At 67.6% G+C, this 12,288-nt stretch carries 12 protein-coding genes; 4 read left to right on the top strand and 8 right to left on the bottom strand.

The genetic code is table 11. The features are described 5' to 3' along the window. Nucleotides 1–55 precede the first annotated feature (55 nt). Nucleotides 56–1,135, top strand: coding sequence for a phage shock protein operon transcriptional activator (gene pspF, locus ACO06P_RS15170; RefSeq protein WP_420346073.1), 1,080 nt, complete (start codon nt 56–58; stop codon nt 1,133–1,135). Nucleotides 1,136–1,187: 52 nt separating this feature from the next. Here pspF and ACO06P_RS15165 read toward each other — a convergent pair whose 3' ends face one another. From ACO06P_RS15165 to ACO06P_RS15155, 3 genes are all read right to left on the bottom strand, one after another. Beyond that, complete coding sequence (locus ACO06P_RS15165; protein WP_420346072.1) at nt 1,188–2,240, bottom strand: patatin-like phospholipase family protein; 1,053 nt, start codon at nt 2,238–2,240, stop codon at nt 1,188–1,190. 228 nt (nt 2,241–2,468) lie between these two features. After that, nucleotides 2,469–2,777, bottom strand: a complete 309-nt coding sequence (locus ACO06P_RS15160) for a DUF190 domain-containing protein (RefSeq protein WP_420346071.1) — start codon at nt 2,775–2,777, stop codon at nt 2,469–2,471. A 59-nt stretch (nt 2,778–2,836) separates the two neighbouring features. Beyond that, nucleotides 2,837–3,844, bottom strand: a complete 1,008-nt coding sequence (locus ACO06P_RS15155; RefSeq protein WP_420346070.1) for a sodium-dependent bicarbonate transport family permease — start codon at nt 3,842–3,844, stop codon at nt 2,837–2,839. Nucleotides 3,845–4,195: 351 nt separating this feature from the next. On the opposite strand from ACO06P_RS15155, the gene ACO06P_RS15150 reads away from it, so the two are divergent. The 3 genes from ACO06P_RS15150 to ACO06P_RS15140 all read left to right on the top strand — a co-directional run bounded on the left by ACO06P_RS15150 (nt 4,196) and on the right by ACO06P_RS15140 (nt 7,533). Next, complete coding sequence (locus ACO06P_RS15150) at nt 4,196–5,839, top strand: phosphoenolpyruvate carboxykinase (RefSeq protein ID WP_420346069.1); 1,644 nt, start codon at nt 4,196–4,198, stop codon at nt 5,837–5,839. Between the two features lie 103 nt (nt 5,840–5,942). Then, nucleotides 5,943–6,524: a TetR/AcrR family transcriptional regulator gene (locus ACO06P_RS15145; protein WP_420346068.1), complete on the top strand. Its 582-nt coding sequence runs from the start codon at nt 5,943–5,945 to the stop codon at nt 6,522–6,524. A 247-nt stretch (nt 6,525–6,771) separates the two neighbouring features. After that, a complete protein-coding gene (locus ACO06P_RS15140; RefSeq protein WP_420346067.1) occupies nt 6,772–7,533 on the top strand; it encodes an SDR family NAD(P)-dependent oxidoreductase in 762 nt (253 codons plus the stop codon). On the opposite strand, the gene ACO06P_RS15135 is transcribed toward ACO06P_RS15140, so the two are convergent. The 5 genes from ACO06P_RS15135 to ACO06P_RS15115 form a co-directional block, all read right to left on the bottom strand. Then, complete coding sequence (locus ACO06P_RS15135) at nt 7,530–8,666, bottom strand: aminotransferase class V-fold PLP-dependent enzyme (RefSeq protein ID WP_420346066.1); 1,137 nt, start codon at nt 8,664–8,666, stop codon at nt 7,530–7,532. The two genes, ACO06P_RS15140 and ACO06P_RS15135, sit on opposite strands and share 4 nt — an antisense overlap. Nucleotides 8,667–8,716: 50 nt before the next feature. Continuing rightward, complete coding sequence (locus tag ACO06P_RS15130) at nt 8,717–8,941, bottom strand: GDCCVxC domain-containing (seleno)protein (protein ID WP_420346065.1); 225 nt, start codon at nt 8,939–8,941, stop codon at nt 8,717–8,719. Next, nucleotides 8,911–9,123, bottom strand: coding sequence for a mercury resistance system transport protein MerF (merF, locus tag ACO06P_RS15125; RefSeq protein ID WP_420346064.1), 213 nt, complete (start codon nt 9,121–9,123; stop codon nt 8,911–8,913). Before merF ends, ACO06P_RS15130 begins: the two co-directional genes overlap by 31 nt. Before the next feature lie 42 nt (nt 9,124–9,165). Next, nucleotides 9,166–11,940, bottom strand: a complete 2,775-nt coding sequence (gene polA / locus ACO06P_RS15120; RefSeq protein WP_420346063.1) for a DNA polymerase I — start codon at nt 11,938–11,940, stop codon at nt 9,166–9,168. A gap of 134 nt (nt 11,941–12,074) precedes the next feature. Continuing rightward, nucleotides 12,075–12,245, bottom strand: a complete 171-nt coding sequence (locus ACO06P_RS15115; RefSeq protein ID WP_420346062.1) for a zinc-finger domain-containing protein — start codon at nt 12,243–12,245, stop codon at nt 12,075–12,077. Between the last annotated feature and the right edge of the window lie 43 nt (nt 12,246–12,288).

Below are 12,288 nucleotides of genomic sequence, written 5' to 3'. Positions count from 1 at the left end.
TAGAGAAAATCCTAATCATTGGTGTTTTCTGCGAATCATTGACTATATTTGCTTTATGCAGACTCCCGAGCTTCCGCCGCTGTTGGGTGAATCGCCCGCGTTCCTCGGGCTGGCCGAACAGATTTCCCGGATCGCCCCCCTGGACCGCCCGGTTCTGGTGATCGGCGAGCGCGGCACCGGCAAGGAGCTGGTGGCGGCCCGCCTGCACTTCCTGTCGCGCGCCTGGGACGGCCCCTTCGTCAAGCTGAACTGCGCCGCGCTGGCGGAGAGCCTTTTGGAATCGGAGCTCTTCGGCCACGAGGCCGGCGCCTTCACCGGGGCGGCCCGCCGCCGTGCGGGGCGCTTCGAACTGGCCGACGGCGGCAGCCTGTTCCTCGACGAGATCGCCTCGGCCACCGCCGCCGTGCAGGAAAAGCTGCTGCGCGCGGTCGAGTACGGCGCCTTCGAGCGCCTGGGCGGCAACGCCACCCTGAAGGTGGAGGTGCGGGTGATCGGCGCCACCAACGTGGACCTGCCCTCGGCCGCCGCGGCCGGACGCTTCCGCGCCGACCTGCTGGACCGCCTGGCCTTTGAGGTGATCACCCTGCCGCCGCTGCGCGCCCGGCAGGAGGACATCCCCCTGCTGGCCGGTCACTTCGGCCGCGAGATGGCCGCGGAACTGGGCTGGCCGCAGTTCCCCGGTTTCAGCGAGGACGCGCTGGAGGTGCTGCTGGGCTACGCCTGGCCCGGAAACGTGCGCGAACTGCGCAATGTCGTTGAGCGCTCGGTGGCGCGGGGCACGGCGGACGACCTGATCGACGGCATCGTGCTCGATCCCTTCGCCAGCCCCTATCCGCTGGCCGACGCGCCCCAGGCCGACTCACACCGGGCCGCCAAGGTCAGTAAGACCGCGGATTCCCCAGCCGAAGGCGCAGCGAAAGCGCCGGCGCCGGTGCCCGGCGGCGGGGTGTTGTCGGACCCCTTGCGCGCCTTCGATCTGCGCGAAGCGCTGAAGCGGGTCGAGCACGACCTGCTGCAACAGGCGCTGGCCGCCCAGCGCTTCAACCAGCGGGCCACCGCCAGGCAGCTCGGCCTGACCTACGACCAGCTGCGCAACCGGCTGCGCAAGCACGGCCTGCTGGAGCGGCCGGCCTGAACCGGCCCGGTGGGAAGAGAAGAGGGCTGGTGCCGCAAATCCGGGAAAACGTCTAGGCCCCGGGCAGATCCAGGGAGGAGCGCACCCCCAGGGCATCGCGGTGACGGTCGAGCCAGGCCGTCGCAGCCTCCCGGCCGATCGCCTTCAGCTCCTGGAAGAACCCCCAGTCGGCGCGCTGCTTGCTGGTGACGTCGAAGGCACGCATGGCGGCACCGCCTTCCAGCAGGTGCAGGTTCAGCCCACGCACCTTGGCCGCCATGCCGCCGCCGCGCAGCCGCCCCGGCCCGGCGATGTGGCCCATGTAGGTCAGTGCCTCCAGCTCGCGCATCAGCGGCGCGTTGAACATGATCTGGCTGCGCCGGTTGTTGATCTGGCGCACGCTGCGCGGCACCTCGTCGGTGGTCAGCGAATCGATCTGGATGATCATGACGTCCCGGCTGTCGCAGTGGAACACCAGGGGAAAGATGGTCGGATTAGCCATGAAGCCGCCATCCCAGTAGTGCCCGTCGTCGATGGCGACAGCGCGGTAAAGATGGGGCAGGCAGGCCGAGGCGAGCAGCACCTCCACCGTCATCTCCGGATTTTCGAAGAGCGCGGCCCGGCCCTGTTTCAGCTCGGTGGCGGAAACGAAGAGGCGCGGCGCCGTGGCCGTCTGCAGCGCCTCGAAGTCGATGACCTCTTCCAGGATGCGGCGCAGCGGGTTCACATCCAGCGGATTCAGCTGATAGGGCGAAAACAGGCGCGTCATCATGTCCAGCGCCGGGCTCGCCGCCGGGCTGGGGCTGAACTCGCCAAGACCGCTGACGCGGCGCCACAGCCGTTCCAGGTTGTCCCGCGCGCCTTCGGCGCCGCCCTCCAGCCAGCCGGCCGCCAGAGCCGCGGCATTGAGGGCTCCGGCGCTGGCGCCGCTCAGGCCGTCGAGTTCGACGCCGCGCTCTTCCAGAATCCGGTCCAGCACGCCCCAGGTGAAGGCGCCATGGGCACCGCCGCCCTGCAGCGCCAGCGACAGCCTGCGCCGCCGCGGTTCGGCCCGACGCCGCGTGCGCCTGCCGAGGGGTCCGGGAATCTTCGAATCAAGGCGCGAAACGCCGCTTCTGAGAGCCATGATGCCTCCAGACAAAGTCCGGAGCATTTCCCACCGTTTGCGGTTTCTTGCCGACCCTTCTGCGCTCATGGCCCTAACAAGGGACCCGCGCAGAATTTGTGCCAGTGTTCTAAATGTGATTTGTGAACAATAACTTAAGGCGATTCTGTGGCGCTTCCCGCCACATTTCCCCACGGCACCCCCGTCGCGGCCCGAGAGGCGCGGGCCCGTCGCCGGCAGGGATCGGCCTCAGAAGTGGTCCGCGCGGATGACCTCGACGTCGGAGAGCGTGATGATGGCGCTGTAGTCGCTGAGCAGGCTGTGGGCCGCGGCCATCACCTGGCGGGCCTGCTCCTCCTGCGCGATCACGATGATGAGGCGCTTGGCAAAGGCGTCGCTGATCTCCCCCTCGTGCCAGCTGCTCTCCGGCCCCTTGCCGGAGAGGCAGGGCATCACCGTATAGCCGCGCACCGCCTCCGCCTCCAGCAGCGCCACCACATGGCGCAGCAGGGGCGCCTCGACGATGATATCCAGCCTCTTGCGGTTATAGGTTTCCATGGATCGCGTTCCTCCGCGGTGGGCCTTGGGTCAGAAACCGGGTGTCGGGAGCCGGGCCGTCAGGGAGACGATAGCGCCGCGGCCACGGAAAAGTAGAGCGGAATCCCCAGGGTGAGGTTGAAGGGGAAGGTGATCGCCAGCGACAGCGTGAGGTAGATCCCGGGGCTCGCCTCCGGCACCGCAAGGCGCATGGAGGCGGGCACGGCGATGTAGGAGGCACTGCCGCAGAGCAGGCCGAGCAGGGCCATCTCCCCCGTTCCGAGCCCCAGCGCCCAGCCTACCGTGAGGCCGAAGGAGGCGCCGATCACCGGCATCGCGAGGCCGAAGAGCACGAGGTTCACGGTCAGTTCGGTGGCCCCGCGCAGCCGCGTCGCCGCCACCAGTCCCATGTCCAGCAGGAAGAGGCAGAGCACGCCCTTGAAGGGCGCATCGATGAAGGGGGCGATGGCATCGAACCCCCGCGGCCCGGTGATCCAGCCGATGACGAAGGCGCCGATCAGCACCACCACGCTGCCGTTCAGGAAGATCTCCCGCATCAGGTCGCGGTCGACCAGGGAGCGGCGGCGGGCGCGGGCCGCGCGGTCGCCGCCGCCGTTCAGTTCGCGGCGCGCGAGCCAGATGCCGGAGACGATGGCCGGAGTCTCCATGATCGCCATGACCGCGACCATGTAGCCCTCGAAACCGATGCCCAAGAGGGTGAGGAATTCGGTGCCGGCGACGAAGGTGACCACGGAGATGGAGCCGTAGTGGGCCGAGACCGCAGCCGCGTCGGCCTGACCGAGGCGGCTGAAAGTCCGCAGCAGCGTGTAGGCGACCAGAGGGATGACGAAAGACAGCCCCGCCCCGGCGACAAGGATGACCGCAATGGACCAGTCGAGACCCTGCTTGCTGAGTTCCACGCCGCCCTTGAAGCCGATGGCGAGCATGAGATAGAGGGCCATGGCCTTGGCAAAAGCCTCCGGCACCGAGAGGTCGGAGCGCAGAAGCGCCGCGCCGAAGCCAAGCACGAAGAACAGGATGATGGGCGACAGCAGGTTGTCGATGGCCAGAGGCAGAAGTTCGGACAAGGACTTTTCCCGGAGGGCGGGTTGAAGGGCGAGAAACGCTGGCGGGAACGAAGCAGCCTTCGGTTTTAGCGCAACACCTCCCCATTACCAAGGCCGCCGCACAGTCCACCGGGCCGCGAGCGGCGGGCGACTGACCGCCGCAGCGATGCGTCAGGACCGTCACCCCGGAGGGGCGCTGAGAAGATCGGCGAAAAGATCAGAAAAGACACATATTCGCCATTTCAAAGCCTCCGCCGATCCATTATCTGTCAGAGGCATCAGAACCCTGGGAACTGGGCGCAAAAACAGAGTTCCGCTGCGCGAAGGGCCGGCCACAAGGCCCGCGGCAAAGGAACCGACAGCACACGAACCGTGAGCACACTGCAGCAGTGGGAGACAGTTACGGTGGAAACCATCGGCGCGGCGGTCAGCCGCCACGGCTTGGCCCTGCACGGCCTCAACGATCTTCGCAGGGCCTATTGGAACCTCAGCGTTCCGGCACTCTACCAGGAAAGCATCACCCGCAACGAAGGCCGGCTCGCCGAAGGCGGCGCCCTGGTCGTCCTGACCGGCAAGCACACCGGCCGCTCGCCCAAGGACAAGTTCATCGTCCGCGAGCCCGCCACCGAGAAGGACATATGGTGGGGCGACGTCAACGCGGCGATGGAGGAAGACGTCTTCGAGCGGCTCTACGCCAAGGTCGTCGATCACCTGCGGGGCCGCGACGTCTTTGTGCAGGACGTCTTTGCCGGCGCCGACGCCAGCTATCGCCTGCCGGTTCGGGTGGTCAGCGAGTCGGCCTGGCATTCGCTCTTCACCCGCAACATGTTCATCCGGCCCGCGGCCGAGGAACTGGCCGACTTCGAGCCCGGCTTTACCGTGCTCCATGCGCCCTTCTGCGAGGCCGAGCCGGAGCGGGACGGCACCAACAGCGAGTCCTTCATTATTGTCCACTTCGCCCGGCGCCTGGTCCTCATCGGCGGCACCATCTACGCCGGTGAGATCAAGAAATCGATCTTCTCGGTGCTCAACTACCTGCTGCCGGAGCGCGGCGTGCTGCCGATGCACTGCTCGGCCAACATCGGCGCCGACGGCGACACCGCGATCTTCTTCGGCCTTTCCGGGACCGGAAAGACCACCCTCTCCGCCGACGCCAGCCGCAGCCTGATCGGCGACGACGAACACGGCTGGTCGCCCGACGGCGTCTTCAATTTCGAGGGCGGCTGCTATGCCAAGGTGATCCGCCTGGACCCCGCCTCCGAGCCGGAGATCTACGCCACCACCCGCCGTTTCGGCACGGTGCTGGAGAACGTGGTGATGGACCCGCTGACGGGGCGCCTGGACCTGGACGACCCCCGCCATACGGAGAACACGCGGGCCAGCTATCCGCTGGACTTCATCCCCAACGTCAGCGCCGGCGGCCGGGGCGGACAGCCGAAGAACATCGTCATGCTGACCGCCGATGCCTTCGGCGTGCTGCCGCCGATCTCCAGCCTGACCCCGGAACAGGCGATGTATCACTTCCTCTCCGGCTATACCGCGCGGGTGGCCGGCACGGAGAAGGGCATGGGCTCAGAGCCTTCGGCCACCTTCTCCACCTGCTTCGGCGCACCCTTCATGCCCCGGCACCCTTCGGTCTACGCGAAGATGCTGGGCGAGAAGATGGCGGCCACGGGCGCACGCTGCTGGCTGGTAAACACCGGCTGGACCGGCGGCGCCTACGGTGTCGGCTCCCGCATGAAGATCGCCTACACCCGGGCCATGCTGCGGGCGGCGCTGTCCGGCTGTCTCGACGGAATCGCCGCGGCCAAGCATCCGCTGTTCGGCCTGAAGATGCCGGAAAGCTGCCCCGACGTGCCGGCAGAGGTGCTCAACCCGCGCAATACCTGGCACGACAAGGGCGCCTATGACGTCGCCGCGCACGATCTGACGCGGCGGTTCGCGGCCAACTTCAAGCAGTTCGAGACCTACGTCGACGACGGTGTGGTGGCCGCCGGCATCCGCCCGGCAGCCTGAAGCAACCGCCTGAAGGGGCCGCTTCTTCAGCCCGCCATCTCACCTCTGCCCAAAGCCGGGCGGGGACGCTATGATGCGGCTCGAAGAGGAGGGAAGGCGGCTCATGACGGCCTCGACCACCGCCGAGCGGGTGCTCGACATCGCGCAGGACATGGTCCAGTCGCGCGGCTACAACGGCTTCAGTTTCCGTGACATCGCCACGGCGCTGGGCATCAAGTCGGCCTCGATCCACTACCACTTCCCCAGCAAGACCGACCTGGGCGCGGCGCTTGTCATCCGCTACAGCGAGGGCTTCGCCGATGAGCTGCGGCGCATCAAGGCCCGCGAGACAGGCGCCGTCAAACGCCTGCGCGCCTTCATCGAGCTGTTCCGCGGCACCCTCAAGAAAGACCGGCATTGCCTCTGCGGCATGCTCGGCGCCGAGAAAGACAGCCTGCCTCCGCCGGTCAGCAAACGGGTGCGCGACTTCTTCGCGCTCTGCGAGGACTGGTTGGTCACGGTCCTGAGAGACGGCCGCAAGGCGGGCGAGATCGAGTTCCGCGGCACGCCGCAGGCCATGGCCGACCACCTGCTGGCTCTGCTGGAGGGCGCCATGGTCATGGCCCGCAGCCTGGAAGACCTCGGCCGCTTCGACAAGGCCACCGCCGCCTTTCTGCGCATCCTGCAGCCGGCCAGAAACGCCTGAGGCCAAGAGACGGCTCAGGCCAAGAAACGCCTGAGGCCCGGGCACGCGTAAGCCCCCGAGGCGCCTGAAAGTCCCAGACGCGTGGGGGTCCCTGCGCCCAGGCTCTTCGCCCCCCGAAAACTCCTGATACGGCACCCTCCCTGCCATGGCTTCTGCGCGCGCGAGAAACGGCTTGAACCTCCTGATCCGTTATCTACCTATCGATAGGTAGATAACCTGCGAGAGATCATGACGAGGGAGATGGATCATGAGATTTCAGGACAAGGTCGCCGCGATCACCGGCGGCGCATCGGGTATCGGGCTGGCCGCCGCGGAACGGCTGGTGGCCGAAGGCGCCAAGGTGGTGCTCAACGGCCGCGACGAGGCCAAGCTGCAGCGCGCGGTGGAAAGCCTGGGCCATGAACGGGCGGACCATCTGGCCGGCGACATCGGCGATCCCGCGGTCGGCCAGGCGCTGGTGGAAAAGGCGGAGGCGCGCTTCGGCGGGCTCGACATCCTGCTGAACAACGCCGGCATCTTCGCCCCCAAGCCCTTTCTGGAGCTGAACGAGGCAGACTACGACGGCTTCCTGACCACCATCCTGAAGGGCAAGTTCTTCGCCGCCCAGGCAGCGGCCAAGGCCATGCAGAAGCGCGGCGGCGGGGCCATCGTCCACACCGGGTCGATGTGGGCGGAGGCCGCGGTGGCGGCCACACCGTCCAGCGCCTACTCGGCCGCCAATGCCGGCGTGCACGCGCTGGTGCGCAACCTCGCGATCGAACTGGCCGGCGACAACATCCGCGTCAACGGTGTCGCCCCCGCGGTGGTGGAAACGCCGGTCTACGGCACCTTCATGAGCGAGGAGGAAGTCGCCAAGACCCTGCCCACTTTCAACGCCTTTCATCCGCTGGGCCGCAACGGCCAGCCGGCAGACGTGGCGGCCGCGCTCCTGTTCCTGGCCTCCGACGACGCCGCCTGGATCACCGGCACGGTGATGGCCGTCGACGGCGGCGTCACGGCCGGACGCTAAACCGGCGTCAGCAGGGCGGGCAGGCGGTCCAGGACGGTCTCGACATCCTCATCCGTGGTGAAGAGGTGGGCGGAGGCGCGGATACGGCCGTTGTCGCCCCAGACCAGGATGTTCTCCGCCGACGCCCGCCGGGTCAGGCCTTCCGGATCGGCATGGAGGAAGGCCGCGTTGGCCGCGTGCTGCGCCGGGTCGGACGGAGTCATGACGTCCAGGCCAAGGGCGGTCATGCCGGCCACCAGCCGCGCCGCCTGCGCCCTGGCGTGGGCGGCGATGGCGTCGATGCCGAAGCTTTCCAGATAGGCCAGGGAGTCGCCCAGCAGGTAGGCGCCCAGGTGGCCGGCGTTGCCGAGTTCGACCCGCCGGGCATCCGGCTTCAGGCGGTAGTCGGCGGGGGTCGCCCCCGGCGTGGCGGAGGCCCAGCCGGCGCCGAAGGGCGTGAAGTCGGGCCGGCGCCGCCGGTTCCAGATCAGGATGCCGTCGTGGATGCCGAGCACGAACTTGTAGCAGCAGGACACCACGAAATCACTGGCCCGCGCGTCCACCGGCACCACGCCCAGCGCGTGGCTGGCGTCCACCAGCAGCACGGCGTCCGACCCCTCCAGACCCCGCGCGAGCGCCGCAATGTCGTGGTGCTGGCCGGTGAGCGCGTTCACCTGGCTCAGGTAGATCAGCCGCGTGCGGCCGTCGCAGGCGGCCAGGATGTCGTCCCGCTCAATCCACCAGCCGCGGCCGGGCACCAGCCGCACGTCGACGCCGCGCGATTTGAGCCCCGCCAGCGCGTAACGTCCGCTGGTATAATCCAGCGCGGCCACGACGACATTATCACCGGGCTGCCAGTCGAGGCTGCCAACGACACGCATGATGGCCTCGGACGCGTTGCCGACGAGGCCGATGTCGCCAGGCTCTGCCTGGGTCATTCGGGCCAGGGCCGCGCGCACCCGCTCGGCTTCGTCCCAGTGTCGCCAGTAGCCGTCGAAGCCGCCTGCTTTGTCGGCGGCAAAGCGCTCGAAGGATTGGTGATGCACCTTCAGCAGTGGCGGCTCGCCGCCGGTGGCGAAATGCGCCTTGCCCTCCAGGCCGACGAAGTCGCTCTTCGGGGCGGGCAGGGTCCGGCTTGCGTCTTTCGGGCTCATGGCTCCCCGGCAAAGTGGATTGCGGCGCGCAGCCTATCACGCCCGCCCCCTCAGGAGCAGCAGTCGTCGCCCTGTTGAATCGGCGGACAGGGCACCGTCCCGTAGGAGCAGAAGACGCAACAGTCGCCCGGCTTGGGTCTCAGCACGGTGCCGCAGCCCTTGCAGTCGTAGAACCACTGGCAGGCGTCGGTGGGCATGGTCTCGCTCTCGACGTGGCCGCAGAGCGGACAGGTGAGGGTCGAGGTCAGTTCGAGGGCACGCGCTTGCGTTTCCATAAGGCGTAGACCGTGAGAGCGATGAACAAAGCCAGCACCGGCAGCAGGACATAGTCAAGGACGCCGACCAACGCCGACAGCCCCAGTGCGCCCAGGACGACGACCAGCAACGGTGTAAAGCAGCAGACCGCGGCAATGACGGTGCCGACGACCCCGACCTTCAGGAGCCTGTTGTCCGACATGCCGTCAGCATAGCACAGCACACGACCGGGAACGGAGACGCCCTAATGCGCCTCGGCCCAGTTGGCGCCGGTGCCGGCGTCGGCGACCAGGGGCACGGAAAGCTCGACGGCGGGGGCGCAGGCGTTTTCCATGACCTCGCGCACCAGGGCGGAGGTTTCCTCGACCTCTTTGTCAGGCACCTCGAACAGCAGTTCGTCGTGCACCTGCAAGAGCATCTTCGCGCCGAGCCCGGCCCCTTCGAGGGCCGGCGGCACGCGGATCATCGCCCGCTTGATGATGTCGGCCGCCGTGCCCTGAATCGGCGCGTTGATGGCCGCGCGTTCGGAGAAGCTGCGCCGCGCCGGGTTCTTGTCCTTGATGCCGGGGATGTGGATCTTGCGCCCGAAGAGGGTGGTGACGACGCCCTGCTCGCGGGCCAGCGTCTTGGTGCGGTCCATGTAGCCGCGGATGCCGGGATAGCGTTCGAAATAGGCGTCGATGTAGGCCTTCGCCTCGCCCTGGGGGATGCCCAGGTTCTGCGCCAGCCCGAAAGCCGAGATGCCGTAGATGATGCCGAAGTTGATGGCCTTGGCCTTGCGCCGGGTCATGGGGTCCATGCCCTCGACCGGAATGTCGAAGACCTGCGATGCGGTAATGGCATGAATGTCCTGGCCTTCATGGAAGGCCTCTTTCAGCGCGTCGACCTCGGCGATGTGGGCGGTGAGGCGCAGTTCGATCTGGCTGTAGTCCACCGAGAGCAGCACATGCCCTTTCTCGGCAACGAAAGCGGTGCGGATCTTGCGCCCCTCTTCGGTGCGGATCGGGATGTTCTGCAGGTTGGGGTCGTTGGACGACAGCCGCCCGGTGGAGGCCACGGCCTGGGAGTACGACGTATGGACGCGCCCGGTCTCTTCGTTGATCTGGTTCTGCAGGGCGTCGGTGTAGGTGCTCTTCAGCTTGGCGAGTTGGCGCCAGTCCAGCACCCGGGCCGGCAGGTCGTGGCCCTGGGCCGCCAGCCCCTCCAGGATGTCGGCGCCGGTGGCATAGGAACCGGACTTGCCCTTCTTGCCGCCGGGCAGGCTCATCTCGTCGAAGAGGATCTCGCCGAGCTGCTTGGGCGAGCCGATGGTGAAAGACCGTCCGGCCAGCTTGTGGATCTCCTCCTCCAGCTCGCCGATGCGCGTGGCGAAGTCGTTGGACATGCGCCGGAGGGTGTCGCGGTCGGCCTTGATGCCGGTCAGTTCCATCTGCGCCAGCACTGGCACCAGGGGCCGTTCGATGGTCTCGTAGACCGTGGTCATGCACTCGGCCACCAGGCGCGGCTTCAGCGCCTCCTGCAGGCGCAGGGTAATGTCGGCGTCCTCGGCGGCGTAGTCCAGGGCCTTGTCCAGCGGCACGTAGTCGAAGGTCACCTGGTTCTTGCCGCTGCCGGCCACGTCCTTGAACTTGATGGTCTGGTGGTCCAGGTGGATCTGCGCGAGGTCGTCCATGCCGTGGCCGTGCAGCCCGCCGTCCAGCACGTAGGACAGCAGCATGGTGTCGTCGATGGGCGTCACGTCGATGCCCTGGCGGGCGAAGACCAGAAGGTCGTACTTGATGTTCTGGCCGATCTTGAGGACCCCGGGGTCCTCCAGCAGCGGTTTCAGGCAGGCAATGGCATCCTTCAGCGGGATCTGCTTGGGCGCCTCTGCACCGCCGCCTTCCAGATCCAGGCCACCGTCCGCCGGGGCGCCGCCCTTGTGGCCGAGCGGCACATAGCAGGCCCGGCCCGCCTCCGTCGCCAGGGAGATGCCGACCAGCTCGGCGGCCACAGCGTCCAGCGAGGTGGTTTCCGTATCCACCGCCAGGACGCCGCGCTTGCGCGCCGCCGTCACCCAGCGCTCCAGCGCCTTCAGATCCTGCACCAGCTCGTATTTGGCCTCACCGGGCGCGGCAGGCGCCGGCGCCGCCTCGGCGGCCTCGTCGCCGCCCAGTTGATCGGACAGCCGCCGCAGGACGGAGCGGAACTCGTAGCGCTCCAGGAAGGCGCGCAGGGCTTCCGGCTCCGGCTGGCGCAGGGCGAAGCCGTCGATGCCCTCTTCCACCGGGGCATAGCGCTCCAGGGTCACCAGCTGCTTGGAGATGCGCGCCATCTCGGCGTTCTCGATCAGCTTCTCGCGGCGCTTGGTCTGCTTGATCTCCTCGGCGCGCTCCAGCAGCGTTTCCAGGTCGCCGTACTCGGTGATGAGCTGGGCGGCGGTCTTGATGCCGATGCCCGGCACGCCGGGCACGTTGTCCACCGAGTCGCCGGCCAGCGCCTGAACGTCCACCACCTTCTCCGGCGGCACGCCGAACTTCTCCACCACCTCGTCCGGGCCGATGGCCTTGTCCTTCATCGGGTCCAGCATGGCGATGCCACCGTCGACGAGCTGCATCAGGTCCTTGTCGGAAGAGACGATGGTGACCTCGGCGCCGGCGTCCTTGGCCTGGCGGGCATAGGTGGCGATCAGGTCGTCGGCCTCGTAGCCCTCCATCTCGATGCAGGGCAGGTTGAAGGCCTTGGTTGCCTCGCGGATCGCCGCGAACTGCGGCACCAGGTCCTCCGGCGGCTCCGGGCGGTGCGCCTTGTACTCGCCGTAGATCTCGTTGCGGAACGACTTGGAGGACTTGTCGAAGATGACGGCGATGGCATCGGCGTCGCTGTCGCGCAGCAGCTTGATCAGCATGTTGGTGAAGCCGAAGGTCGCGTTGGTGGGCGTCCCGTCGGAGGTGCTGCGCGGCGGAATGGCGAAATAGGCCCGGAAGATATAGCCGGAACCGTCAACCAGATAGAGGTGTTTGTAGGGGGCTGAGCTCATGCCCCGGAGAATGCCGGAGGCCCGCTGTGAAGTCGAGCGCCCAACCGCAGGGCGACCGTCACCCCCTGACAGCCCCTGACGCGGAACCGCGCTTTACAGGACCCAGGCTCGAGGGCCGGGCTCGAGAATCCAGGCTACTGGGCGGCGGCGTCCTGCTTCAGGACGAAGCGGCGGCCGCAATAGGGGCAGTCAACCTGCCCCTTTCCCTCCATATTGAGGAAAATCCGCGGGTGGCCCAGCGCGCCCTTGCCGCCGTCGCAGGCCACCTGTTCGCGGTCTACAGTGATGATTTCCGGCGGCTCCATGGGTCTTCTCCAGTATGGCGGAACTGGCGCGATGATACCGCCC

The sequence above is a fragment of the Pelagibius sp. genome (assembly GCF_965227505.1).
Lineage (GTDB): Bacteria > Pseudomonadota > Alphaproteobacteria > Kiloniellales > Kiloniellaceae > Pelagibius.
This window is presented reverse-complemented; position numbering and strand designations above follow the sequence as displayed.

Excerpts from the sequence above, each read along its gene's own strand:
- pspF (WP_420346073.1), top strand. The coding sequence starts at position 56 with ATGCAGACTCCCGAGCTTCCGCCGCTGTTGGGTGAATCGCCCGCGTTC.
- ACO06P_RS15165 (WP_420346072.1), bottom strand. The coding sequence starts at position 2,240 with ATGGCTCTCAGAAGCGGCGTTTCGCGCCTTGATTCGAAGATTCCCGGA.
- ACO06P_RS15160 (WP_420346071.1), bottom strand. The coding sequence starts at position 2,777 with ATGGAAACCTATAACCGCAAGAGGCTGGATATCATCGTCGAGGCGCCC.
- ACO06P_RS15145 (WP_420346068.1), top strand. The coding sequence starts at position 5,943 with ATGACGGCCTCGACCACCGCCGAGCGGGTGCTCGACATCGCGCAGGAC.
- ACO06P_RS15140 (WP_420346067.1), top strand. The coding sequence starts at position 6,772 with ATGAGATTTCAGGACAAGGTCGCCGCGATCACCGGCGGCGCATCGGGT.
- ACO06P_RS15135 (WP_420346066.1), bottom strand. The coding sequence starts at position 8,666 with ATGAGCCCGAAAGACGCAAGCCGGACCCTGCCCGCCCCGAAGAGCGAC.
- ACO06P_RS15130 (WP_420346065.1), bottom strand. The coding sequence starts at position 8,941 with ATGGAAACGCAAGCGCGTGCCCTCGAACTGACCTCGACCCTCACCTGT.
- merF (WP_420346064.1), bottom strand. The coding sequence starts at position 9,123 with ATGTCGGACAACAGGCTCCTGAAGGTCGGGGTCGTCGGCACCGTCATT.
- polA (WP_420346063.1), bottom strand. The coding sequence starts at position 11,940 with ATGAGCTCAGCCCCCTACAAACACCTCTATCTGGTTGACGGTTCCGGC.
- ACO06P_RS15115 (WP_420346062.1), bottom strand. The coding sequence starts at position 12,245 with ATGGAGCCGCCGGAAATCATCACTGTAGACCGCGAACAGGTGGCCTGC.